Genomic DNA, 23,733 nt, shown 5'->3' with positions numbered 1-23,733 from the left:
TGCTGGTGGCGGTCATCGGGGCGGCGCTGGCCAGGGGGCCGGCGGCGGGGGCCGTGCTCGGCTTCTTCGCCGGGCTGCTGGTGGACGTCATGCCGCCGTCCGCTCATCTGGTGGGCCAGTACGCGTTCGTGCTGGCCCTGGTCGGTTATGTGGCCGGGCGGGGTGCGGGCGGGCCGGTGACGACCGTCGTGCTGTGTGTGCTGATGGCGCCGCTGCTGGCGGCGGCGGTGGGCGGGCTGATCTCCGATCCGCGGGTGACAGTGACCATGCTGACGCAGCAGGTGCCCGTCACGATCGTCTACACGCTGCTGGTCTCACCGATCGTGATCTGGCTGACCACGAGAAGCAGGTTCGCGACATGACCAGGATGCGCGCCCGGCTGCTGATGCTGCACCTGCTGGTGCTGACGCTGCTCGTCGTGCTGGCCGTGCGGCTGTGGCAGGTGCAGGTGGTGCGCGGGCAGGAGTTCGTGACACGGGCCACGGAGACCCGGACCCGAGCCGTGATCGTGCCGGCCGTGCGGGGGCAGATCCTCGACTCCTCGGGCCGGCCGCTGGTGCGCAACAAGACCGCGCTGGTCGTCTCCGTCGACCGGGCCCGGCTGTCGAGGATGAAGGACAGCGGCGTCAAGGTGCTGAGCAAGCTGTCGGCGGTGCTCGGCAAGCCGGTCGCCGACCTGCAGCAGCGCATCACGCCGTGCGGGCCGGGCGTGGGCAAGCCGTGCTGGACCGGCTCCCCGTACCAGCCGGTGCCGCTCGACGAGAAGGTGGGCACCCGCCAGGCGCTGCAGATCCTCGAGCGGCAGGAGGAGTTCCCCGGGGTGACGGCGGAGATCCACTCCGTCAGGCAGTACCCGGGCGGCAGGGCCGGAGCGCAGATGCTCGGCTACCTGCAGCCGGTCACCGAGGCCGAACTGGAGAAGCGGGAAGGGCTGAAGGCCAGCTTCTCGGGAGTGGACCTGGCGGGGCGCGACGGGCTCGAATACGTCTACGACGACGCGCTGCGGGGCAAGGCGGGGCTGCGCCGGGTGCAGGTCGACCGGATGGGCAAGGCACTCGGCGTCGAGGAGCAGATCACCCCCATCCCCGGCGACCACCTCGTGACCAGCATCGACTCACGGGTGCAGGCCGTGACGGAGAAGGCGCTGGGGCGGGCGATGAAGTCCGCGCCGGGGGCCGACGGCGGGGCCGCGGTGGTGCTCGACGCGCGCAGCGGCCGGGTCGTGGCGCTGGCCAGCGCACCCGGGTACGACCCGGAGATCTGGGGCGGCGGCATCTCGGCCAGGGGCTACCAGTGGCTGCTGTCCGACAAGTCTGGCAAACCGCTCGTGTCGCGGGCGATCAACGGGCAGTTCGCGCCGGGCTCGACGTTCAAGATCTCGTCCGTGGCGGCGATGCTCCGCGCGGGCTACCCGCTCAACGGCCACTACTCCTGCCCGGGCTCGGTCGCGGTGGGCGGCCGGGCCTTCAACAACTTCCGCGGCATCCCGCTGGGCACGCTCAGCCTGCACATGGCCCTGGTGAAGTCGTGCGACACGATCTTCTACCAGGCGGCGTACGAGCAGTATCTGAAGGACGGCGGGCGTTTCCCGAAGCGCAAGCCGAAAGAGGTGTTCGCCAACATGGCGCGCTCCTTCGGGTTCGGCGCGCCGACCGGGCTGGACCTGCCGGGCGAGTCGTCCGGACGCATCCCCGACCGCGACTGGAAGAAGAACCTGTGGAACGCGACCAGCGCGATCAACTGCGAGCGCTCGCGCAAGGGGTATCCCGAGGAGAAGGACCGCGCGCGGGCCGAGTTCCTGAAGCGGCTGGCGCTGGAGAACTGCACCGAGGGGTTCCTGCTGCGGCCGGGTGACTCGGCCAACTTCTCCATCGGGCAGGGTGACGTGCTGGTCACGCCGTTGCAGTTGGCCAGGGCGTACATGGCGCTGGTGAGCGACGGCAAGCTGCGCAGCCCGCGGATCGGCTGGGCGCAGGTGCGGCCCGACGGCAAGGTGGTCAGGACCATCCCCGTGCCCGTGGTGGGCAGGCTGCCGATCAGCGAGAAGGAGCGCCTCTACATCAAGAACGCGCTCAGCCAGGTGGCCGCGGACGGCACCGCGGCCGGGGCCTTCGCCGGCTTCCCGATGAACCAGGTGCGGGTGGGCGGCAAGACCGGCACCGCCGAGGTCTGGGGGAAGAAGGACACCTCGTGGTTCGCGTCGTTCGCCCCCACGAAGAACCCCCAGTACGTGGTGGTCGCGATGGTCTCGCAGGGCGGGATGGGCGCGCAGACGGCGGCGCCGGCCGTACGCGAGATCTACGAGGGGATCTACGGCATCAAGCGCAAGCCGGCCGTGCCTGACGGGCGGCTGACCACGCGGCTGCCGAGGTTCGCCCCAGACGGAACGGTGGCCGGCGGATGAACGGGCTGACGGGAGGCCGGAGGTGACGGCACGGGCGGTGACGATCCGGCAGCCCTCGCTGTGGCGGCGGATGGCCCGCGAGGGCTCCACGGTGCGGCGGCTCGACGGGGTCATGCTGGTCGCGGTGGCGGGGTTGTGCGTGATCGGCACGCTGCTGGTGTGGTCGTGCACCAGGACCTGGGCGCCGGGCTCGACGGGGCTGGTGAAGAAGCACCTGCTCAACGAGGCCATCGGCGTGGTGCTCTGCGCGATCGTGGCCACCATCGACCATCGGGCGATGCGGGCGTACGCGCCGTTGGTGTTCCTGTTGTCGCTGGTGGGGCTGGGGCTGGTGATCACGCCGCTGGGGGCGACGATCAACGGGTCGCACTCGTGGATCCTGCTCGGCGGCGGGTTCGCGGTGCAGCCGTCGGAGTTCGCCAAGGTCGGGCTGGTGCTGATCATCGCGATGCTGCTGGCCCAGCCGGCCGAGGGCAGCGATCGGCCGCGCGGGCTCGACGTCATGCTCGCGCTGTTCGCCGCGACGATCACGATGGGGCTGGTGATGCTCCAGCCGGACCTGGGCACCGCGCTGGTGCTGGCGGTGATCACGGCCGCCGGGCTGATCATCGCGGGGGTGCGCAAGCGGTTCATCGGGGTGCTGGCGCTGATCGCGGCCGTCGGGGTGTTCTCGGTGTTCTACTTCCAGATGCTGGAGCCGTACCAGGTGGCGCGGTTCACCGCGTTCGTCGATCCGAGCGTCGATCCGCGTGGCGTGGGCTACAACAGCACGCAGTCGCTGATCGCGATCGGCTCGGGGCAACTCCTGGGCAAGGGGCTGCTCGGCGGCGGGCAGACGACCGGGCGGTTCGTGCCGGAACAGCACACCGACTTCATCTTCACCGTGGCGGGGGAGGAGTTCGGGTTCCTCGGGTCGGTCACGGTGGTGCTGCTGCTCGGGGTGGTGCTGCTGCGCGGGCTGAAGATCGCCCGCGAGTGCGACGACCGGTTCGGGACGCTGGTGGCGGGCACGATCGTGTGCTGGTTCGCGTTCCAGTCGTTCATCAACGTCGGCATGACGATCGGGATCATGCCGATCACCGGGCTCCCGCTGCCGTTCGTGTCCTACGGCGGCACGGCCACGTTCGCCAACCTCATCGCGGTCGGGCTGCTGCAGGCCATCAGGGTGCGCAGGCAGTCGTTCAGCTAGCGGCCTTCCGCGAAGGACGTCGGCAGTGACATCGGCGGTGACATCGGTGGTGACGACGTGGACGTTCCCGGACCTGCCACCGCCTCAGCGCCGCTAGGCTTGACCGCATGTCTGTCGAGTCGATTTTCCCCCGCCTGGAAGCGCTGCTGCCCAAGGTGCAGAAGCCCATCCAGTATGTCGGGGGTGAGCTCAACTCGACCGTCAAGGACTGGGACACGGCGGACGTGCGATGGGCGCTGATGTACCCGGACGCCTACGAGGTCGGCCTGCCCAACCAGGGCGTGGCGATCCTCTACGAGATCCTCAACGAGCTTCCCGGCACGCTGGCCGAGCGCACCTACGCGGTCTGGCCCGACCTCGAGAAGCTCATGCGGGCCGAGGGCGTCCCGCAGTTCACCGTCGACGGCCACCGCCCGGTGCGCGCCTTCGACGTGCTCGGGGTGTCGTTCTCGACCGAACTCGGCTACACCAACATGCTGACCGCGCTCGATCTGGCCGGCATCCCGTTGCGGGCCGCCGACCGCGGTGACGACGACCCGATCGTGCTCGCGGGCGGCCACGCGGCCTTCAACCCCGAGCCCATCGCCGACTTCCTCGACGCGGCCGTGCTCGGCGACGGAGAGCAGATCTCCATCGCCATCTCCGAGGTCGTCCGTGAGTGGAAGGCCGAGGGCCGGCCCGGCGGACGTGACGAGCTGCTCATGCGGCTCGCCGAGTCCGGCGGGGTCTACGTGCCGAAGTTCTACGACGTCGAATACCACGCCGACGGGCGGATCAAGCGCGTCGCGCCCAACCGGGCCGACGTGCCGTGGCGGGTGCACAAGCACACCGTGATGGACCTCGACGAGTGGCCGTACCCGAAGAAGCCGCTGGTGCCGCTGGCGGAGACCGTGCACGAGCGGTTCAGCGTGGAGATCTTCCGCGGCTGCACCCGGGGCTGCCGGTTCTGTCAGGCGGGCATGATCACGCGTCCGGTGCGCGAGCGGTCGATCACCACGATCGGGGCGATGGTCGACAACGGCATCAAGGAGTCCGGCTTCAACGAGGTCGGCCTGCTGTCGCTGTCGTCGGCCGATCACTCCGAGATCGCCGACGTGGCCAAGGGGCTGGCCGACCGTTACGAGGGCACCAACACCTCGCTGTCGCTGCCCTCGACCAGGGTCGACGCGTTCAACATCGACCTGGCCAACGAGTTCTCCAGGAACGGCAGGCGCTCGGGCCTGACGTTCGCGCCCGAGGGCGGCTCGGAACGGATGCGCAAGGTGATCAACAAGATGGTCACCGAGGAAGACCTGATCCGCACCGTAACGGCCGCCTATTCGCAAGGGTGGAGACAGGTAAAGCTTTATTTCATGTGCGGCCTGCCCACCGAGGAGGACGAAGACGTCCTCGGCATCGCCGATCTGGCCAAGAAGGTCATCCAGGCGGGCCGCGACGCGACCGGCAGCCGCGACATCCGCTGCACCGTGTCCATCGGCGGTTTCGTGCCGAAACCGCACACACCGTTCCAGTGGGCGGGGCAGGCCGACCACGAGACCGTCGACAGGCGGCTCAAGGCGCTGCGTGACAACCTCAGAGGCGACAAGCGCTACGGGCGGGCCATCGGATTCCGCTACCACGACGGCAAACCGTCCATCGTGGAGGGCCTGCTGTCGCGGGGAGACCGCAGGGTCGGCGCGGTGATCAGGGCCGTCTGGGAAAACGGCGGCCGGTTCGACGGGTGGAGTGAGCACTTCTCCTACGAGCGCTGGATGGCCGCCGCCGAGCAGGCGGGCGTGGACGTCGGCTGGTACACCACGCGCGAGCGGGAAGAGAACGAAGTCCTGCCGTGGGACCACCTCGACGCCGGCCTCGACCGCGAGTGGTTGTGGCAGGACTGGCAGGAGGCCGTTTCCGGCGCCGAGGTCGAAGACTGCCGCTGGACCCCTTGCTACGACTGCGGTGTCTGCCCGACGATGGGCACCGAGATCCAGATCGGTCCTACGGGGCGGAAACTCCTTCCTCTGACGGTGGTCTAGCGCGCTCTGTGGGCGAGCCGTGTCACGGCGTACACGTTCATCCTCCACAGCGGCTTATCCTGGGACGAAGGAACTCTTACAAGGGAAGGACGACAAGCTCTGAAACCTGTTCCCGAAGGGCCTCCGCCCGCGCCCACGGTGCAGCGCCTGCGTGTGCGTTACGCCAAGCGCGGCCGTCTGCGCTTCACCAGCCACCGCGACATCTCGCGGGCCGTCGAGAGGGCGGTCCGCCGTGCCGGCATTCCGGTGGCCTTCAGCGCGGGCTTCTCGCCCCACCCGAAGATCTCCTACGCGGGCGCGGCACCGACCGGTGTCGCCAGCGAAGCCGAATACCTCGAGATCGGTGTCACCACGCCGTGCGATCCGGGCCAGGTCAGACAGACCCTGGACGAGTCGCTGCCGACGGGCCTCGATGTGCTCGACGTCGTGGAGGCGGGTCCGGGAGGGCTGGCCGACCGCCTGGAGGTCTCCGACTGGGAGGTGCGGCTGCCGGGTGCCGATCGCGAGTTCGCCGGGGTGGCGGTGGAGAAGTTTCTCGCGGCAGGCACGGTGGAAGTCGAGCGCCTGACCAAGAAGGGCCTGCGCCGCTTCGACGCGCGGGAGGCCGTCCTGGGGCTCACGGTTTCCGAGGGATCAGACAGAACCGCAGCTCAGGTGCAAGGAGGGCCGTGTGTCATACTGCGCATGGTTGTTCGGCACATGACGCCTGCCGTTCGACCCGACGATGTGCTCACAGGGCTGCGCCTTGTGGCCGACTTCGCGCCGCCGGTTCCCCCCGAGGTGACCAGGCTGGCGCAGGGGCCGCTCGACGCGAGTACCGGTGCACTTGCTGACCCGCTCGACCTGGACCGCGACATCACGCGCGGCGGCGAGGCGGGACCGGCGGGCGAGCACGTCGCCGGTTAAGGATGTGCCCAGTGTGCCGGGCACGACCGCTGACAGGACTTGGCGCCGGCGCGCTCTCTCCGAGAGCGCCGGCGGACAACGAGACACGAGAGCTCCTGCGCGGCGCGGCGACGCGCCCGGGGGCTGACGGGAGAGCGCCCGCATGCTCGAGAACGAGCCCAACGCCGGGGCCACTGGCCCCGACGGGGAGACAATTGAACAGTCCGAGGTGACCAGGCGGCGCCGGTCGGCCAGTCGTCCGGCGGGTCCTCCGCCGGAGCTGCCCGAGGAGCCGGCCTCCGCCACGGTCACTGTCGCCGCGGCGCAGACTGCGCCGTCGGTGGCCGATGTACAGGCGGTCAAGCGCACCGCCGCGCAGCGTGCCGCGGGTGAGCCCGCGGCTGAGCTGCTCACGACCGGCCCGGCCTTCTCCGCCGCCGGTACGCCCGCTGCCGAGAACGGCGCGGTGGAGGGTGTGAGCCCGGTCGAGGCCGTCACCGAGACCGTCACTGAGGCTGTCACTGAGGCCGTGGCGGAGAAGCCGAAGCGGGCCACGAGGACGCGGTCCACGGCGACGACGACGCGGCGGCGTACGACGAAGAAGGCCGCTGAGGCCGAACTGGAGGCCGCGGGAGCGCTCCCGGAGGGCGAGACGCCCGCCGAGGGCGCCGAGCCCGCCGCCGAGGCGCCCGTGAAGCGGCGCAGGACGCGTAAGAAGGCCGAGGACGAGGCCGCGGAGGCGTCCGGCGCCGAGGCGCGGTCCGTGGAGGACTCCGCCGCCCGCGCCGGCACGGCCGAGCCCGGTCACGCCGAGGGCGCCGAAGTGGTCGCGCCCTCGGGTGGCGGAGAGGCCGCCGCGCCGTTCGGCGACGAGCCGGCGCTCGCCGAGGAGACCGCGCCCAAGGCCGGGCGCCGGACCACCCGGAGCCGTACGGGCAAGGCCGCGAAGGCCGCCGAGGCTGAAGAGGCCGCCGGTGCCGGTGATGAGGCCGAGCCCGAGGAGGACATCCTCGAGATCCTGCCCGAGGACGAGCCGCTCGACGACGAGCCCGCGGGCGAGGACCTCGACGAGGAGAGCGAGCGGCCGAGCCTGCTCGCCGACCCGTTCGGGATGTCCGCGTCCCGGCAGGCCGGGACGGAGAACGCCGCCTACCAGCGGCCGTCGGCCATCTTCGCGCCGCTGTTCCAGGCCCCCGACGCCAGCCGGGCCAAGCCGGTCGTGCAGCGCAAGCCCGAGCCGCAGCCGGAGCCCGAGCCGGAGGAGGCCGAGGAGCCGGTCGACGAGAGCGTGGCCGAGGAGGAGACCGACCTCGACACCTCCGACGAGCAGGAAGAGGAGGACGGCGGCGGCCGTCGCCGTCGCCGTCGCAGGGGCGGCAGGGGCCGCGGCAAGACGCGTGAGCGCGACGAGGCCGACGACGGCGAGGAGTCCGAGGAGGACGGCGAGGAGGAGCAGGCGGAGGAGGCCCAGGACGAAGAGGGCTCCTCCTCGCGTCGCCGTCGCCGCCGCCGTCGCCGGGGTGGCGACGAGGGCGCCGAGCCGGCCAGCGACGACCCGCCGAACACCGTGGTCCGCATCCGCGCGCCGCGCTCGGGCCGTTCGGGCGGGCTCGACACCGCCACCGACGGCGTGCAGAGCGTGCGCGGCTCCACCAGGCTGGAGGCCAAGAAGCAGCGCCGCCGCGAGGGGCGCGAGCTCGGCCGCAGGCGTCCGCCGATCATCACCGAGTCGGAGTTCCTGGCCCGCCGCGAGTCCGTCGACCGGATGATGGTGGTGCGCCGGCACGGCGACCGCACGCAGATCGCGGTGCTGGAGGACGGCGTGCTCGTCGAGCACTACGTCAACCGCGAGGCCAGCCAGTCCTACGTCGGCAACGTCTACCTCGGCAAGGTGCAGAACGTGCTGCCCTCGATGGAGGCGGCGTTCGTGGACATCGGCAAGGGCCGCAACGCGGTCCTGTACGCCGGTGAGGTCAACTTCGACACCGCCGGGCTGGAGGGCCAGCCGAAGCGGATCGAGGCGGCGCTGAAGTCCGGCCAGTCGGTGCTCGTGCAGGTCACCAAGGACCCGATCGGGCACAAGGGCGCGCGCCTCACGTCGCAGATCAGCCTGCCCGGCCGGTACCTCGTGTACGTGCCGGACGGGTCGATGACCGGCATCAGCCGCAAGCTGCCCGACAAGGAGCGCACCCGGCTCAAGAGCATCCTCAAGAAGGTCATGCCCGAGAACGCCGGCGTGATCGTGCGTACGGCGGCCGAGGGCGCCTCGGAGGAGGAGCTGGACCGCGACGTGGCCCGGCTGTCGGCGCAGTGGGAGAGCATCCAGAAGAAGGCCAAGTCGGCCAGCCCGCCCGAACTGCTGTCCGCCGAGCCCGACCTGACCATCCGGGTCGTGCGTGACGTCTTCAACGAGGACTTCACGAACCTGGTCGTCCAGGGCGACGACGCGTGGGACACGGTGGACGACTACGTGAAGTACGTCGCTCCGCACCTGGGCGAGCGCCTGTCGAAGTGGGACTCCGGCGACCAGGGCGACGTGTTCGAGTCGTACCGGATCGACGAGCAGCTCGCCAAGGCGATGGAGCGCAAGGTGTGGCTGCCGAGCGGCGGCTCGCTGGTGATCGACCGTACCGAGGCGATGACCGTCGTCGACGTCAACACCGGCAAGTTCACCGGCCAGGGCGGCAACCTGGAGGAGACCGTCACCAGGAACAACCTGGAGGCGGCCGAGGAGATCGTCCGTCAGCTCCGGCTGCGGGACATCGGCGGCATCATCGTCATCGACTTCATCGACATGGTGCTGGAGTCGAACCGCGACCTGGTGCTGCGGCGGCTGCTGGAGTGCCTGGCGCGCGACAGGACCAAGCACCAGGTGGCCGAGGTCACCTCGCTGGGCCTGGTCCAGATGACGCGTAAGCGGGTCGGTCAGGGGCTGCTGGAGGCGTTCTCGACGCCGTGTGACTGCTGCAACGGACGTGGCCTGCTGGTCTCCACGGAGCCGGTCGAGAGCAAGCCGGAATCGCGCGGCACGCAGGGGAAGATGGCGGTCGAGAAGGCGGTCTCGGACAAGGTTTCCGCGGCCAAGGACTCCTCCAGCCGTGATACCGTGACCGGTGCGCTTGAAGGCGTCCCGGCTGAGGACGACCAGGCAAACCAGACTTCCGGCAGAGGGCGGCGACGCTCCCGCCGAGCCAAGTCGGCCGAGTAGCATCTCGGCGGGCTTCCGACGATCCGTCCGGTTCGCCTAGGGCACCGTTAATCCGGTACCCTGGTGAATCGGTGCGTCAGGTGACGTGCCCTGTTGGCGCGCTTACTCGGTTCGTCGGTTTCAGACAGGCCGAATGACAGACGCAGCATTCGGCGGTCGCCTCTTCGTGAGGCGATCGGTGTTCGAAAACAACAGTGAGTCAGTAGAAGGGTTCCGCGGTGTACGCGATCGTTCGTTGCGGCGGCAGGCAGCAGAAGGTCTCCGTCGGTGACGTCCTCGAGGTGGACAAGGTCGCCGGCGAGGTCGGCTCTTCGGTTTCGCTGCCGACGGTGCTCGTCGTCAACGACGGCGATGTGACCACCGAGGCGGGCAAGTTCACGGTCAACGCCGAGATCCTCGGCGAGACCAAGGGCCCGAAGATCCGCATTCTCAAGTACAAGAACAAGACCGGTTACAAGAAGCGCCAGGGTCACCGCCAGCGGTACACCCAGGTGAAGATCACCGGTATCGAGCAGGCCTGAACGGGAGTTTGAGAGATGGCACACAAGAAGGGCGCGTCGTCCACCCGGAACGGTCGTGACTCCAACGCTCAGCGCCTGGGCGTCAAGCGCTTCGGTGGCCAGCTGGTGAACGCGGGCGAGATCATCGTCCGCCAGCGTGGCACCCACTTCCACCCCGGCGACAACGTGGGCCGTGGTGGCGACGACACGCTGTTCGCGCTGACCGCCGGTCACGTGCAGTTCGGCCTCAAGCGTGGCCGTAAGGCCGTGAGCATCGTCCCCGTCGCGGAGTAGGGTTTCCCCTTTCTCCCACGGGCTTCGGCTCTGTTGCTTCAGGGGTGGATCGACTCGTTCGATGTCGATCCACCCCTTGGCGTTTCTCGACGGCCGATCCGGCGGTGAGGGCGTGATCGAGGCTGTGGCGGGTGGCCCGGCCTGGTCTTGGTTCTGGAATGAGAGGCCCCTGTCGGGGCGATGGAGGAATGCGGGATGCCGGACTTTGTGGACGAGGTCGTCCTTCACATCAAGGCCGGTGACGGGGGGAACGGATGCGCCTCCATCCACCGGGAGAAGTTCAAGCCGCTCGGCGGCCCCGACGGCGGTGACGGCGGGCGCGGCGGCGATGTGATCCTCGAAGTCGATCCCAACACCGCCACCCTGCTCGACTACCACCGCAGGCCGCACCGCAAGGCCGACAACGGCAAGCAGGGGCAGGGCTCCAACCGCGACGGCGCCAACGGCGATGACGTGATCCTGCAGGTCCCCAACGGGACCGTGGTGAAGAAGGCCACGTCCGGCGAGGTGCTGGTCGATCTCGTGGGTGCCGGCACCCGCTACGTGATCGCCGAGGGCGGGCACGGCGGGCTCGGCAACGCCGCGCTGGCCACCACGAAGCGCAAGGCGCCCGGGTTCGCGCTGCTCGGCGAGCCGGGCGACGCGCTGGACGTGGTCCTGGAGCTGAAGAGCGTGGCCGACGTGGCGCTGGTCGGGTTCCCGAGCGCCGGCAAGAGCTCGCTGATCGCGGCGCTGAGCGCGGCCAAGCCGAAGATCGCGGACTACCCGTTCACCACCCTGATCCCCAACCTGGGGGTGGTGACGGCGGGCGACAACGTGTTCACCGTCGCCGACGTGCCGGGGCTGATCCCCGGGGCGTCGCAGGGCAAGGGGCTCGGGCACGAGTTCCTGCGGCACGTCGAGCGGTGCGACATGCTCGTGCACGTCATCGACTGCGCCACCATGGAGCCGGGCCGCGACCCGATGACCGACTACGAGGTGATCGAGGCGGAGCTGCGGGCCTACGGCAAGCTCGACGACCGGCCGCGGATGGTCGTGCTGAACAAGGCCGACGTGCCCGACGCGCGCGAGCTGGCCGAGCTGGTCAGGCCCGAGTTCGAGGCCATGGGGCTGCGGGTGTTCACGATCTCGGCCGCCACGCACGACGGGTTGCGGGAGCTGACGTACGCGATGGGCGAGTGGGTCGCGGCGGCCAGGGCCAGCAAGCCGATCGAGGAGCCCACGCGGCTGGTCATCCGGCCCAAGCAGCTCGGGGAGGCCGGGTTCAGCGTGCGGAAGGTCAACGACAACCTGTTCCAGATCACCGGCGAGAAGCCGGAGCGGTGGATCAGGCAGACCGACTTCAACAACGACGAGGCCGTCGGCTACCTCGCCGACCGGCTGGAGCGGCTGGGGGTCGAGCAGGAACTGGCCAAGGCGGGCGCCAAGGCCGGGGCCGAGGTGGTCATCGGGTCGATGGAGGGCGGGTACGTCTTCGACTGGCAGCCGACGCTGAGCGCGGAGTCGGTCCGGCGCGGGCCGCGGGGCAGCGACACCCGTCTCGGCTAGCGCCGGGAGCCGCCGGAGTTTCGTGGGCGAAGAATTGCATTTGTTGAAATAGTGCAGTCAATGTAGCGAGTCGGGTAATTCGGTAGCGTCGGTCCTTCGGGGAGCGGATAGGCTGCCGTACGTGCGGGAACAGATCAGCTCAGCCTCAAAGGTCGTCGTCAAGGTCGGCTCCTCCTCGCTCACCACCCCGCAGGGCACGATCGACGTCGACCGGGTCGACGCGCTGGTGGACGTGCTGGCGGCGCGGCGCCGGGGCGGGGCACAGATCGTCCTGGTCTCCTCGGGGGCGATCGCCGCGGGCCTCGGCCCGCTCGGGCTGAGCGCGCGACCGCGCGACCTGGCCACCCAGCAGGCCGCCGCCTCCGTCGGGCAGGGCGTGCTGGTGGCCCGCTACACCTCCTCCTTCGCCCGTTACACGCTGCGCGTGGGCCAGGTGCTGCTGACCGCCGACGACATGATGCGGCGCGCCCACCACGCCAACGCCCAGCGCACCCTGGCCAGGCTGCTGGAGCTGGGCATCGTGCCCATCGTCAACGAGAACGACACCGTGGCCACCGACGAGATCCGCTTCGGCGACAACGACCGCCTCGCGGCCCTGGTCGCGCACCTGATCCACGCCGATGCGCTCGTGCTGCTGTCGGACGTGGACGCGCTCTACGACGGTCCGCCCAGCCGCAGCGGCTCACGCCGGCTGCCGGAGATCCGCGGCCCCGAGGATCTCGTCGGGGTCGAGCTGGGCAGGAACGGCGCGGCCGTCGGCACCGGTGGCATGGTGACCAAGGTGCAGGCCGCCAGGATCGCCACCGAGGCGGGCGTGCCGGTGGTGCTCACCGCCGCCGCCCACGCCGCCCAGGCGCTGGCCGGGGCCGACGTCGGCACCTTCTTCCACCCCGGGGGCCGCCATCCCGGCACGCGCCTGCTCTGGCTCGCGCACGCCACCACCGGGCGCGGGCGGCTGCACCTCGACCAGGGCGCCGTCGACGCCATCGTGGGGCGGCGCAAGTCGCTGCTGCCGGCCGGGGTGACATCGGTGGAGGGTGAGTTCGCGGCGGGCGATCCGGTCGACCTGTGCGCGCCTCAGGGCCTCGTGGTGGCCCGCGGGCTGGTCAACTTCGACGCCATCGAGATCCCCGGCCTGCTCGGGCGCTCCACCAGGGAGCTGGCGAGCACGCTCGGCCCGGAATACGAGCGCGAGCTGATCCACCGCGACGACATCGTCATACTGGAAGCCCACAACTAGCAGAGCCCCCACGAGGAGCGCGTGATGTCCGAAGAGTTCTTGAAGGTGGCCCGTGCGGCACGAGAGGCCGCCGCCGAGCTGGCCCCGCTGCCGCGGGCGCCCAAGGACCGGGCGTTGCGCGCCGTCGCCGACGCCCTGGTCGCACATGCCGCCCAGATCGTCACGGCCAACGCCGAGGACGTCGAGCGGGCCAGGGCCCAGGGCACGTCCGAGGCGATGATCGACCGGCTGCGGCTCGACGAGGCCAGGGTCGGCGCGATCGCCGAGGCCGTACGCCAGGTGGCCGACCTGCCCGACCCGGTCGGCGAGGTCATCCGCGGCGGCACCCTGCCCAACGGGCTCGAACTGCGCCAGCTCAGGGTGCCGCTGGGGGTGATCGGCATCATCTACGAGGGCCGTCCCAACGTCACCGTCGACGCCGCCGCGCTCTGCCTCAAGAGCGGCAACGCGGTGCTGCTGCGCGGCTCGTCCAGCGCCTACTCCTCCAACACCGCCCTGGTGCGGATCATGCAGGACGCGCTGGCGGCCACCGAGGTGCCGCCGGGGGCCGTGCAGCTCGTGCCCGGCCAGACCCGCGACTCGGTCAAGGAGCTCATGCGGGCCCGCGGGCTCGTCGACGTGCTGATCCCGCGCGGCGGCGCGTCCCTGATCAACTCGGTGGTCGAGGAGTCCACGGTGCCGGTGATCGAGACCGGCGTGGGCAACTGCCACGTCTACGTCGACGCCGAGGCCGACGTCGAACTGGCCGTGCAGATCCTGGTCAACGCCAAGGCGCAGCGGCCGTCGGTGTGCAACGCCGCCGAGACGTTCCTGGTGCACGCCGACGTCGCCGACGCGTTCGTGCCCAAGGCGCTGCAGGCGCTGCGCGAGGCGGGCGTGACCGTGCACGGCGACGAGCGGATCGCCGGCTACGGCCCCGGCGTGGTGCCGGTCACCGACGACGACTTCTACGCCGAATACCTCTCGCTCGACATCGCCGCCGCCGTCGTCGGCTCGCTGGAGGAGGCGGTGGCGCACATCAGGCGCTACGGCTCGGCCCACACCGACGCCATCGTCACCCGGTCGCAGCAGGCCGCACGCAGGTTCGTGGCGCTGGTCGACTCGGCGGCGGTGGCGGTCAACGCCTCGACGCGGTTCACCGACGGGAGCGAGTTCGGGTTCGGCGCCGAGATCGGCATCTCCACCCAGAAGCTGCACGCGCGCGGCCCGATGGGGCTGCCCGAGCTCACCTCCACCAAGTGGGTTTATACGGGTGAGGGGCATCTGCGCACGTCAGAGGGCACGGTGGTGGCCGGTTGACCGGCGTGTCGGCCTGACCTGCGCGGGGTGCCGTGGCTTGACTGGGGGACATGGAAATTGTCGTCGCCCTGGTCTTCTCGGCCGCGGTGCTGTTCGGCGCCGACCGGCTCCTGTTGTGGCTGGAGAGTCGCGGCCACGTCAACTGGCGCCGGAAAGGCCGCAGACCGCTGTCGGACGAGCCCACGGCCGGGCTCGACATGCTCTCCGATCACACACGCCGATAAAGCTTCGGCGTGCCTCGCGCGGCAACTCGCGCACCAGCGCTAGGGTTGTGTCCCTTATGGGCGCGCCGGGCGGGGAGAGACGGTGAGCAAGCTCGGCAAGGTCGGGCCGTACACCCTGGTCGAGCGGCTCGGCCGGGGCGGCATGGGTGAGGTGTACCTCGCCACCACCCGCCGTGGTGAGCGCGTCGCGCTCAAGGTCCTGCACGACCTGGCCGAGGACGCCACCTCGCGTGTCCGCCTGGAGCGCGAGGTCCGGGCGCTGCGCAGGGTCGAGAGCCCGTACGTCGCCAAGGTGCTCGACGCGGACCTGAGCTGCGCCCGCCCGTACCTCATCATGGAGCACATCGAGGGCGCGACGCTGCTCGACCGGGTACGCCAGAGCGGCTCGCTCGACGTGTCCCAGCTCGTCGACATGGCGCAGGGCATCGCCGCGGCGCTCGCGATCATCCACGCGGCCGGGGTGGTGCACCGCGACCTCAAGCCCGGCAACATCATCATGGCCGACCGGGGGCCGGTGCTGATCGACTTCGGCATCGCCCAGGTGCTCGACGCGACCCGGCTGACCATGACCGGCACGTTCCTCGGCACCCCGGGCTACACGGCGCCGGAGATCTTCGCCGACGAGCACGTGGACTCACCCGCCGACGTGCACGCCTGGGCCGCGACGGTGGCGTTCGCGGCGACCGGGCGGCCGACGTTCGGGCGGGGCACGGCCGAGGCGCAGATGTACGCCGTGCTGAACGGGCAGGCCGACCTCAAGGGCGTGCCCGTGGAACTGCTGCCGCTGGTGCGCGCGGCCCTCAACCGGGAGCCCGGCAAGCGGCCCACGGCGGCGCTGCTGGCCGATCGGCTCTCCAGGCTGGCCAGGGCCACCAGCGGGTCCGGCGGGGCCGAGAACGAGCCCGCGGCGGCCGGTGGGCGGGCGGCGGACGCGGCCGAGGAGGCCGGCAAGGGCACGGCCGTGCGCAGCCGTACCGGCGACGAGCCCGCCGGGCGTGGCGAGGCCAAGGCCCGTAGCAGGCCCAACGCGGCGTCCTCGGAAGGCAAGGTGCCCGCGCCGCGCCGCACCGGCAGCCGGGCCGCGCCCGACGGCGGACGTGCCGGGAGCCGGGCGGCGTCCGACGGGAAGGGCGCGGCGGCCCTGGCGCGCAGCCGCGCCGAGGGGAAGGTGCCCGCGCCGCGCGCCCGTACCAGCGCCGACGGCAAGAACACCGGGCCGTGGCCCAAGGCGGGCACGTCCCGCCAGCGCACGGCGGCGGCCGTCAGGAGCAGGACGTCGGCCAAGCCGAAGGTCCAGCCGGCCACCACGTTGCCCGCGGGCAACGGCGCGCTGCTGATGCTCGCGGTGCTGGCGGTGCCGTGTGTGGTGGCCTCGGTGATCTGGCCGATCGCCTCGATCGCGATCACGACCGCGTTCGTGGTGCTGACCAGGACCCTCTGGATGAGCCACTGGATGGTCAGGAAGCGCAGCTCGGCGCGTACGCGGGTGGCGTTGCGGGTGCTGCTCTTCCCGGTGGCGCTGGCCGGGGCGGCGGTGACCGCCGTGGTGTGGCCGGGGCTGCCCGTCGCGGTGGCGGCGGGCGGGGCGCTCTGGGCCACCGGCGGGGGTCAGATCGACTCCGACTGGTGGCAGCAGGCCGCGCCCGTGACCGTGGCGGGTGTGGTGTTCGGGATGCTCTGCGGCGGCATCACCGGGCGCGAGATCGAGCGGATCGGGCATCGGCTGCCCGACCTGCGCAGGGAAGGGTTGCGCGCGCTGGCCGTGCTGGGCGGGTTCGTCGCCTTGTGCGCGGCTGCCGTGCGCGCGATCGCCCTCCTGCTCTGAGCGCTCGCGAGGCGCGGGCCGCTCGTGTGGCCCGCCGCTCTCCTACGGCGGGCCGGCGCGGCAGATCACGTCGATCGGTCGCGCGGGGTTCAGCCCTGGCCGCCGTCGCGGCGGGAGAAACGGTTGAAGATGCGCTCGCCCGCGTTGACCGCGCCCTCGGCCACGTCGCGCAGCACGCCGATGAACGGGTCCTGCGACTGCTGCCAGGACGCGCGGTAGGACTCGGCCGCGGCCTTGATCTCCTCGGTGACGCTCGCGTTGGGGTCGTCCTCCCGGCGGGGGTAGTCGCCGCTGAGAATGCGCTCGTACTCGCCGCTGCGCTGCCACTTGTCCAGCTCCGCCACGCGCACCACGGCGAACGGGTGGGTGGTGCCGAGCAGGTTGAGCACCTTGAGGAAGCCGTCGCGAAGGTCGCCGGCGGTGTCGTACTCCTGGTACTGCGCCAGGAACGCCTCGATGTTCATCTCGTGGGTGTAGTCGCCGCCGGCCAGCTTCATCAGCGCGCGCTTGGCCGCGTCGGGGTCCTGGCCGACGAGCAGGCCGCCGCGGTCGGAGGACAGCTCGGACTTGCGGTACCACTCCTCCAGGCCCGCGACGATCGCGCGCAGGCCGATGTAGCCGAGCGGGATCCAGGCGACGCGGGTGGCGAGGCGGGTCAGGATGTCGAGCATCGTCCGGTAGACCGCGTGCCCCGACAGGATGTGCGAGGTCTCGTGGCCGATGACGAAGCGCTGCTCCTCCTCGTTCATGAGGTTGAGCAGGCCGGTGGTGACCACGATGAACGGGTCGTCGAAGCCGATGGCCTTGGCCTGGACCTGCGCGTCCTGCTGGACGTAGATCTCGGGGATCCGGTGCAGGTCGAGGGTGTAGGCGGCGTCGCGGCCCATGTCGTAGAGGGAGCGGAACTGTGTCTCGCTCACGCGTACGGCCGAGGCCAGGTACATCAGGCGCAGCCGCCGCTCACTGACCAGGCCGGACATCTGCTTGAGAACCGTGTCGAACCCACTGAGCTTGCGCAGAGCGACCAGGGCGGACCGGTCTGCGGGGTGTTCGTAGGCACGGGACGAGATGCCGGGCAGTTGGACGCGGTTGCGGTCCGGGGTGGTCGTCATGCCCGGCATGCTACGTCCGCAACGGAAGTGATGCGCGGTCATCACGAAGGGGGGTCCCATCATGTTGAGGGGGAGCGTCCGCGTAAGGTCCGTTTCATGATGAATGCACCTGGTGTGCAGGGGAAGCGGCGCGTTGGTGTGATGGGTGGGACGTTCGACCCCATCCACCACGGGCACCTTGTCGCGGCCAGCGAGGTGGCGCACCACTTCCGGCTCGACGAGGTCGTTTTCGTGCCGACGGGGCGGCCGTACCAGAAGTCGGGGCGCGAGGTATCGGCGGCCGAGGACCGATATCTGATGACGGTCATCGCCACGGCGTCGAATCCGCGCTTCTCCGTGAGCAGGGTGGACGTGGACCGTCCCGGGCCGACGTTCACGATAGACACTTTGCGTGATATTTCGGATATTTACGGTCATGAGGTTGAGCTGTTCTTCATCACCGGCGCCGACGCCCTCGGCGCCATCCTCGACTGGCAGCAGGCGGACGAGCTGTTCGAGCTCGCGCATTTCGTCGGCTGCACGCGCCCCGGGCACACCCTGCACGACCCTGGGCTGCCGGAAGGCCGCGTGACGTTGCTGGAAATTCCCGCCCTGGCCATTTCCTCGTCCGAGTGCCGTCAGCGGGTGGCAAAGGGTGAGCCGATTTGGTATCTGGTGCCCGATGGAATCGTCCAGTACATCAACAAGCGCGGGCTCTACTACGCGGCAGGCTGAAGGGACCCGCGGATACACAGGTGAGGGGTTTCGGGCTGGAAGGGTACCCTCAACATAAGGCATGCTGCCGACACAGGAGGACAGACCCGCATCGTGACCGCATCTGACAGATCCGTCCAGCTCGTGCGCATCGCCGCAGAAGCTGCGGCCGACAAGCTGGCCGATGACATCCTCGCCTACGACGTGAGCGAACAGCTCGTCATCACCGACGCCTTCCTGCTCTGCTCCGCCACCAACGACCGCCAGGTACGCGCCATCGTCGACGAGATCGAGGACCGGCTGCGTATCGAGGCCGACGCCAAGCCCGTCCGCCGCGAAGGTGAGCGCGAGGGCCGCTGGGTGCTGCTCGACTACATCGACATCGTCGTCCACGTTCAGCACGAGGAAGACCGGACGTTCTACGCCCTCGAACGCCTCTGGAAGGACTGCCCGGCCATCTCGCTGCCGGAGAGCGTCATGCAGGCCAATCTCCAGCGGGCGCGCGCGTGAGCCACCGTAGCCTGCCCGTTCGCGAGGACACCCGATGAGCAGGCGGATCGTGTGTCTGCGCCATGGGCAGACCCTGTGGAACGTCGAGCAGCGTTTTCAGGGCCATTCCGACATCCCCCTCGACGAGACCGGTGTCGCCCAGGCCGCGAGGGCGGCCTCGCTGCTGGCCTCGCTGCGGCCCACCATGATCGTCTCGTCCGACCTCCAGCGGGCCAACGACACCGCGCTGGCCCTGGGGCGGCTCATCGGCCTCGACGTGGCGGTCGACAAGGACTTCCGCGAGCGCGGCGGCGGGCAGTGGGAAGGGCTCACGCGCGACCAGATCGCCGCGCGCTGGCCCGAGGAGTACGCCGCCTGGGAGGCTCCTGACGGTGAACCCGTCACCGACGTCTCCTCCAGGGTGTCGATCGCGATGCGCCGATGGGCGTCCCGCATCGACGACGACGGGCTGCTGGTCGTGGTCTCCCACGGCGCGGCGCTGCGGCTGGGCATCTGCGAACTGCTCGGGCTGCCCGAGCAGTTGTGGCCCGCGCTGGGCGGGCTGGGCAACTGCTCCTGGTCCGTGATGCAGGAGGGGCGTAAGGGGTGGCGGTTGCTGGAGCACAACGCCGGCACGTTGCCGGAGCCGGTGCACAGCGACGACAAACCTGAGGGGTAGCCGGCTTCGGCCGGTGTGGTGGTGCGTACGGCTCGGGGGCCGTACGGCCCGGCCTGGGTCGTTGAGTGGCCTCATGGCGGCTGTGATCTGGCGGTGGTTCGGCCGTTCGCGCAGGTGCTGCTCTGCGGGGGATCGCCGCGTTCGGCGCGATTAGGTGAATGGGGCCGGATGGCTATATGCTCTCGGAGCGCCGCAACGGGCTGACTCGGAGCGGTGACCAGGGGCTATGGCGCAGTTGGTAGCGCGCCTCCATGGCATGGAGGAGGTCTGGGGTTCGAATCCCCATAGCTCCACATCATTTGACCGCCTCTTACCTGCGGAAACATCCGCGAGTAAGGGGCGGTTCCGCGTTCGCGGGGCACCCTTGGCCGAGCCGGCTGCCGGGGGTCACTTGGCTGCGGTCAAGGTCAGAGCCTGCCTGGTGTTCCTTCTTCGGCGCGTGCCGGTCGTGGCCGCACTCGTACGAGCAGGTGCACCGATCACCCCGCCCGCATTCCCATCGGCGTCTGCCGGCCGGTTCCACCGCCGGACCTGCGGCTGCCCGCCGTTAATCAAGTGGTGCTCCTCGACCATGATCGGGACAATTCCGATGGGAGTTCGAAGCTGACGAGGAGACGTCTGGATGGGTGCTTCGCGAGCTGACCTCACGCAGGACGACCTGAGGCTGAAGGTCGCCGTCCAGCGTGGGCGGCTCGGTGGCGCGGATTTCCGGGTGATCCGACCGGCTCGACCGTTGCAGAACGGGGCGCTCTACGAGGGCCAGTATTCGTACGAGATGTATGCGGATCGGGTGGACGGCCGACGCATCGGCACTCTGATGCTGCTCGCGGCGCGCTCTCCGCGCTCCCTGATCTACCTGCCGATGCGCACCACGCCGACCGCTCCCGGGGTCGGCTGGTACGACGAGAAGCCGCTCGACCTCGTGCTGGCCCATCGGGCGGTGCAGTTCCGGCCCTCGCGGTGGAAGCGGCTGCGGGAGCACATCAACGCGGTGAGGGCTCCCCGAGAGCTGCGCACCGCGAGCGTCCCGGTGCGGGATCTGCGGGTCGATCACGGGCTCAAGCCCTCGTTGCGAAGCGATCCGAACCACGGCAGCCTGCTTCACCAGGCCGTCCACGCCCAGACGCTGTTCCTGACGGGCGATACGACAGCCCTCCGGGAGGCGGCACTGGAGATCTTCGCCGTCACCAAGGACGGGCCACCCCATGCCGCGACGAAGCACTACATTCCGGGTGCCTGCAATTACCACGTCTGCCGCAGCCTCTACGACTGGTCGGATCTGGAGGAGCACGGCTGGGAGCAGTTTCATGTGGAGTTCTGCCCGCGCTGGGCGAGATGATCAGATGACGAACTCCTGGCAGGTCATCGCCCCGGCCAGGCCGGGTCTCAGCAGGTCGCGATCTCGGACTTTCGGCGGCGATCCGTGCCGGGCGAGATCTTCGGCGGGTGGCCCCTCACAGGTGCCGTGACCTCCGTGTTCTACTCCAGGACGGAACACGGTGACGCAGCGGATCATCCGTTTATATCGTCCTTGCTAGCGGATCGTTCGGCAATCGGCAACCCGCAGAGACCGACGCGACGTGGCCGGACGCCGGGACCGTGGATCGACGGCTCATAGAGATCGCAAAGCGCTTCTGGAGCGCTGACGATCGGCATGCTCCCGGGTTGTGAGAAGAGCCCGGTGCGGGTCTGGAACAGGAGTGTCATGCGTAGCAGAACCATGTCCCATGCGATCGCCCTCTCGGCGCTGGTCCCAGCGTTGGTGCTGCCTGCCACGACAGCGCAGGCGCACGCCGCCGCACGGTGGGACTGCTGGGCCAATTCGTACCAGAACGACGGTGACGCCGGTGGGCGATCCGCCTTCACGGAGTACATCTACGCGAACAGTACGACCAAGCAGGTGAAGGGGGAGTTCTACGCTCTGGGCGAGCGTCTGACGCTCAGGAACGGGACCTCCAGCCCCGTGGAGCTCCGCCTCTTCAACGCCGTGTCGGGCGCGCAGCTCGGCTACCTGAGTGCTCCCGCGAACGATCGCATCGGCCGGATCAAGAACCTGGATCTGCCCGAGGGGATCTCCGTCAACCTCAGGCTGGTCATGAACCGCGTCTTCGTCTGCACCGCCACGGGCGCCGTGACCTGAGCCGTGGTCGGCGGGTCTGGGGCCGGTGAGCGTTCGTGGTCGCCTCCCGGCGGAGGTCATGGTTGGAGCGGTGGTCGCGCAGTTGATCAATGAGCTTGTTCGCTCTCGTTGGGTCGGTTCCGCTGCTTGGGTTCGCGTCTGACGAGGGTCGTTGCGGCGCGGTGAGCTCCTGGTGGCCGGCAGGGCCGGGTTTCGTGCGGAGGATTCGGCTGTTCGGCGATGGTCGTGGGGGCGTCGCCGAGGCCGGGTGACGTCTCATGGAGTGCGGGGCGGCGCGGCCATGCTCGTCCAGGTGCTGGTCGTTGTTGTCGCCGGCGTCAGCGGCAGGTGGCCGGCTTCCGTCGTAGGCTGCATCTCGCATGTGGTGGCCGGGACGACGCCGGCCGAGGCGACAGTGGTTGAGACGGTGGTGACGGAGATGCCGGTGGCTGCGACGGCGGTGGCAGAGGTGATGGCCGAGTTGGCCGCGCTCGAGGACCCGAGAGCGCGGGCGGTGAACGAGAAGCACGGTGACGATCACGGTGTGAACCTCGGCAAGCTGCGCGCGCTCGCGAAGCGGCTGAAGACGCAGCAGGAGCTCGCCTGCCGGCTCTGGGAGACGGGCGACACCGCGGCGAGGCTGCTGGCGATCCTGATCTGCCGCCCGAAGGCGTTCGAGCGTGACGAACTGGACGCCATGCTGCGCGCGGCGCGCACCCCCAAGGTGCACGACTGGCTCGTGAACTACGTGGTGAAGAAGAACTCGTCCGCTGAAGAGCTACGCGTGGTCTGGTTCGCCGATGCGGACCCGGTGGTCGCGAGTGCCGGTTGGGCGCTGACCACCGACCGGGTGGCGAAGCAGCCCGAGGGCCTCGACCTCGCGGGACTGCTCGACGTCATCGAGACGGAGATGCAAGCCGCTCCGGATCGCCTGCAGTGGGCGATGAACCACTGCCTGGCCCAGATCGGGATCGAGCACGACGAGCATCGCGCCCGTGCGATCGCCATCGGTGAGCGCCTGGAGGTGCTCAAGGACTACCCGACTCCTGCCGGCTGTACGTCTCCGTTCGCGCCTGTCTGGATCGCTGAGATGGTGCGGCGGCAGCGCGACAAGTGACGTTCTCATGACGTGGTGCGGGTTCCAGGCTGCCCGGCCCTGGTCGTGCAGGCGGGGATGTCGTCGTGTTGAGCGGTGGTGGTCTCCTGCCCAGCCCTGATCGCCCAGGTGCGGTTGGTGCTCGGCTTGATGTCGTCCGCCTGCTGGGTGGTGGGTTCTGGGCAGTCCTGGCGGTCGTCGTTCGGCCTTCTGCGGTTGTTACGGTGCGGAGCTCATCGGGCAGCGGTGTGGGTTGGTGGGTGGGGCTCGTCGGAGTCGGACAGCCAGAGTTGTTCGCCGTCGTCGATGCGGCCGGTGAGCCGGAGGCCCGCCTTGCGGGCTACGGCAGCGGAGGCGGTGTGGTCGTGATGGATGTGGGCCTGCACGGTGACGACGCCGGATGCGCGGAGCCAGGCGATCATCGTCGTGGCGGCTTCGGACGCGTAACCGTGGCCTTGCCACTCGGCGCCGATCACCCAGGCGACCTCGGCTCGACGGCCCTCGTCCATGACTGTCGCCTGTACGAAGCCGATCGCCGTGCCGTCGGGCTGCTCGCGGAGGATCCAGTTGTGCCAATCCTGGCTGCCGTCCGGGGAACGGCCGACGGCCTGGCGGGTGTAGCGGTCGCGTAACTGAGTCAGGGTGGGTGGGGAGCCGCCGGTGAACGTGTACAGCGTGTGGGCGCTGAGGACGTGCACCATCTCCTCGGCGTCGGCCACCGACAGCGGGACGAAGAGGAGTCGGTCGCTGGTCAGGTCGGCCATTTCGTCGCCAATCTCGTAGGTGTGTGGGGAGGCTCGCCCGGTCTATGGGCGTTTGGGGCCCCTTTGCGGTTCCAACTATCTCGTCGGGTTCACACATCTTGCGAGTCGGCTCGTCGGGGGTTCTGGTCGCGCGGGGTGGAGGTGGTG

At 70.0% G+C, this 23,733-nt stretch carries 21 protein-coding genes and 1 tRNA gene; 20 read left to right on the top strand and 2 right to left on the bottom strand.

Going from position 1 to position 23,733, the window contains the following annotated elements; all coding sequences use genetic code 11:
- The 13 genes from FAF44_RS39085 to FAF44_RS39025 form a co-directional block, all read left to right on the top strand.
- Nucleotides 1-362, top strand: a 362-nt coding sequence (locus tag FAF44_RS39085) for a rod shape-determining protein MreD (protein ID WP_237108413.1), incomplete at its 5' end; no start/stop codon positions are given.
- Nucleotides 359-2,404: a penicillin-binding protein 2 gene (gene mrdA / locus FAF44_RS39080; protein WP_237108412.1), complete on the top strand. Its 2,046-nt coding sequence runs from the start codon at nt 359-361 to the stop codon at nt 2,402-2,404. The genes FAF44_RS39085 and mrdA, both read left to right, overlap by 4 nt.
- A gap of 22 nt (nt 2,405-2,426) precedes the next feature.
- Nucleotides 2,427-3,593: a rod shape-determining protein RodA gene (rodA, locus tag FAF44_RS39075; protein WP_237108411.1), complete on the top strand. Its 1,167-nt coding sequence runs from the start codon at nt 2,427-2,429 to the stop codon at nt 3,591-3,593.
- 107 nt (nt 3,594-3,700) lie between these two features.
- On the top strand, nt 3,701-5,611 hold the full coding sequence (locus FAF44_RS39070) for a TIGR03960 family B12-binding radical SAM protein (protein WP_237108410.1): 1,911 nt from the start codon (nt 3,701-3,703) through the stop codon (nt 5,609-5,611).
- A 153-nt stretch (nt 5,612-5,764) separates the two neighbouring features.
- Complete coding sequence (locus FAF44_RS39065; RefSeq protein ID WP_237108409.1) at nt 5,765-6,517, top strand: TIGR03936 family radical SAM-associated protein; 753 nt, start codon at nt 5,765-5,767, stop codon at nt 6,515-6,517.
- A 142-nt stretch (nt 6,518-6,659) separates the two neighbouring features.
- Nucleotides 6,660-9,704: an Rne/Rng family ribonuclease gene (locus tag FAF44_RS39060; protein WP_237108408.1), complete on the top strand. Its 3,045-nt coding sequence runs from the start codon at nt 6,660-6,662 to the stop codon at nt 9,702-9,704.
- 218 nt (nt 9,705-9,922) lie between these two features.
- Entirely contained in the window at nt 9,923-10,225 is a 303-nt protein-coding gene (gene rplU, locus FAF44_RS39055; RefSeq protein ID WP_080046162.1) for a 50S ribosomal protein L21, read from the top strand.
- Between the two features lie 15 nt (nt 10,226-10,240).
- Nucleotides 10,241-10,498: a 50S ribosomal protein L27 gene (rpmA, locus tag FAF44_RS39050; RefSeq protein WP_185087237.1), complete on the top strand. Its 258-nt coding sequence runs from the start codon at nt 10,241-10,243 to the stop codon at nt 10,496-10,498.
- A gap of 195 nt (nt 10,499-10,693) precedes the next feature.
- Nucleotides 10,694-12,046, top strand: coding sequence for a GTPase ObgE (gene obgE, locus FAF44_RS39045; protein ID WP_237108407.1), 1,353 nt, complete (start codon nt 10,694-10,696; stop codon nt 12,044-12,046).
- Between the two features lie 112 nt (nt 12,047-12,158).
- Nucleotides 12,159-13,286 carry a glutamate 5-kinase gene (gene proB, locus FAF44_RS39040; RefSeq protein WP_237108414.1) on the top strand — a complete coding sequence of 376 codons (1,128 nt, stop codon included), beginning with the start codon at nt 12,159-12,161 and terminating at the stop codon, nt 13,284-13,286.
- A gap of 24 nt (nt 13,287-13,310) precedes the next feature.
- Nucleotides 13,311-14,585, top strand: coding sequence for a glutamate-5-semialdehyde dehydrogenase (locus FAF44_RS39035; protein ID WP_237108406.1), 1,275 nt, complete (start codon nt 13,311-13,313; stop codon nt 14,583-14,585).
- A 50-nt stretch (nt 14,586-14,635) separates the two neighbouring features.
- Nucleotides 14,636-14,809, top strand: coding sequence for a hypothetical protein (locus tag FAF44_RS39030; RefSeq protein ID WP_237108405.1), 174 nt, complete (start codon nt 14,636-14,638; stop codon nt 14,807-14,809).
- 82 nt (nt 14,810-14,891) lie between these two features.
- Entirely contained in the window at nt 14,892-16,634 is a 1,743-nt protein-coding gene (locus tag FAF44_RS39025) for a serine/threonine-protein kinase (RefSeq protein WP_237108404.1), read from the top strand.
- 89 nt (nt 16,635-16,723) lie between these two features.
- Here FAF44_RS39025 and FAF44_RS39020 read toward each other — a convergent pair whose 3' ends face one another.
- Nucleotides 16,724-17,755 carry a M48 family metallopeptidase gene (locus FAF44_RS39020; RefSeq protein ID WP_237108403.1) on the bottom strand — a complete coding sequence of 344 codons (1,032 nt, stop codon included), beginning with the start codon at nt 17,753-17,755 and terminating at the stop codon, nt 16,724-16,726.
- Nucleotides 17,756-17,842: 87 nt separating this feature from the next.
- On the opposite strand from FAF44_RS39020, the gene nadD reads away from it, so the two are divergent.
- The 7 genes from nadD (at nt 17,843) to FAF44_RS38985 (ending at nt 22,843) form a co-directional block, all read left to right on the top strand.
- Nucleotides 17,843-18,460 carry a nicotinate-nucleotide adenylyltransferase gene (gene nadD / locus FAF44_RS39015; RefSeq protein ID WP_237108402.1) on the top strand — a complete coding sequence of 206 codons (618 nt, stop codon included), beginning with the start codon at nt 17,843-17,845 and terminating at the stop codon, nt 18,458-18,460.
- Between the two features lie 93 nt (nt 18,461-18,553).
- Nucleotides 18,554-18,949: a ribosome silencing factor gene (rsfS, locus tag FAF44_RS39010; protein ID WP_237108401.1), complete on the top strand. Its 396-nt coding sequence runs from the start codon at nt 18,554-18,556 to the stop codon at nt 18,947-18,949.
- A 34-nt stretch (nt 18,950-18,983) separates the two neighbouring features.
- Nucleotides 18,984-19,607 carry a histidine phosphatase family protein gene (locus FAF44_RS39005; RefSeq protein WP_237108400.1) on the top strand — a complete coding sequence of 208 codons (624 nt, stop codon included), beginning with the start codon at nt 18,984-18,986 and terminating at the stop codon, nt 19,605-19,607.
- 220 nt (nt 19,608-19,827) lie between these two features.
- A tRNA-Ala gene (locus FAF44_RS39000) sits at nt 19,828-19,900 on the top strand.
- Nucleotides 19,901-20,229: 329 nt separating this feature from the next.
- Nucleotides 20,230-20,946 (top strand): hypothetical protein, encoded by a 717-nt coding sequence (locus FAF44_RS38995; protein ID WP_237108399.1) that lies wholly within the window; start codon nt 20,230-20,232, stop codon nt 20,944-20,946.
- Nucleotides 20,947-21,327: 381 nt separating this feature from the next.
- The gene (locus FAF44_RS38990; RefSeq protein ID WP_237108398.1) at nt 21,328-21,747 is read left to right on the top strand and encodes a hypothetical protein; all 420 of its coding nucleotides are present in this window, start codon (nt 21,328-21,330) and stop codon (nt 21,745-21,747) included.
- 280 nt (nt 21,748-22,027) lie between these two features.
- The gene (locus FAF44_RS38985; RefSeq protein WP_237108397.1) at nt 22,028-22,843 is read left to right on the top strand and encodes a DNA alkylation repair protein; all 816 of its coding nucleotides are present in this window, start codon (nt 22,028-22,030) and stop codon (nt 22,841-22,843) included.
- 212 nt (nt 22,844-23,055) lie between these two features.
- On the opposite strand, the gene FAF44_RS38980 is transcribed toward FAF44_RS38985, so the two are convergent.
- Entirely contained in the window at nt 23,056-23,586 is a 531-nt protein-coding gene (locus tag FAF44_RS38980) for a GNAT family N-acetyltransferase (RefSeq protein ID WP_237108396.1), read from the bottom strand.
- Nucleotides 23,587-23,733 lie beyond the last annotated feature (147 nt).

The organism is Nonomuraea sp. MG754425 (assembly GCF_021699195.1).
Taxonomy (GTDB): Bacteria; Actinomycetota; Actinomycetes; order Streptosporangiales; family Streptosporangiaceae; genus Nonomuraea.
The sequence above is the reverse complement of the archived record's forward strand: the minus strand, read 5'-3'. Positions and strand labels throughout refer to the sequence as shown.

Bases quoted from the DNA above. Each gene is read 5' to 3' on its own strand.
- FAF44_RS39020 (WP_237108403.1), bottom strand. From the start codon at position 17,755: ATGCCGGGCATGACGACCACCCCGGACCGCAACCGCGTCCAACTGCCC.
- FAF44_RS38990 (WP_237108398.1), top strand. From the start codon at position 21,328: ATGTCCCATGCGATCGCCCTCTCGGCGCTGGTCCCAGCGTTGGTGCTG.
- FAF44_RS38980 (WP_237108396.1), bottom strand. From the start codon at position 23,586: ATGGCCGACCTGACCAGCGACCGACTCCTCTTCGTCCCGCTGTCGGTG.
- FAF44_RS39060 (WP_237108408.1), top strand. From the start codon at position 6,660: ATGCTCGAGAACGAGCCCAACGCCGGGGCCACTGGCCCCGACGGGGAG.
- FAF44_RS39030 (WP_237108405.1), top strand. From the start codon at position 14,636: ATGGAAATTGTCGTCGCCCTGGTCTTCTCGGCCGCGGTGCTGTTCGGC.
- obgE (WP_237108407.1), top strand. From the start codon at position 10,694: ATGCCGGACTTTGTGGACGAGGTCGTCCTTCACATCAAGGCCGGTGAC.
- nadD (WP_237108402.1), top strand. From the start codon at position 17,843: ATGATGAATGCACCTGGTGTGCAGGGGAAGCGGCGCGTTGGTGTGATG.
- mrdA (WP_237108412.1), top strand. From the start codon at position 359: ATGACCAGGATGCGCGCCCGGCTGCTGATGCTGCACCTGCTGGTGCTG.
- FAF44_RS39035 (WP_237108406.1), top strand. From the start codon at position 13,311: ATGTCCGAAGAGTTCTTGAAGGTGGCCCGTGCGGCACGAGAGGCCGCC.
- FAF44_RS39070 (WP_237108410.1), top strand. From the start codon at position 3,701: ATGTCTGTCGAGTCGATTTTCCCCCGCCTGGAAGCGCTGCTGCCCAAG.
- rpmA (WP_185087237.1), top strand. From the start codon at position 10,241: ATGGCACACAAGAAGGGCGCGTCGTCCACCCGGAACGGTCGTGACTCC.
- FAF44_RS38995 (WP_237108399.1), top strand. From the start codon at position 20,230: ATGGGTGCTTCGCGAGCTGACCTCACGCAGGACGACCTGAGGCTGAAG.
- FAF44_RS39005 (WP_237108400.1), top strand. From the start codon at position 18,984: ATGAGCAGGCGGATCGTGTGTCTGCGCCATGGGCAGACCCTGTGGAAC.
- FAF44_RS38985 (WP_237108397.1), top strand. From the start codon at position 22,028: ATGCTCGTCCAGGTGCTGGTCGTTGTTGTCGCCGGCGTCAGCGGCAGG.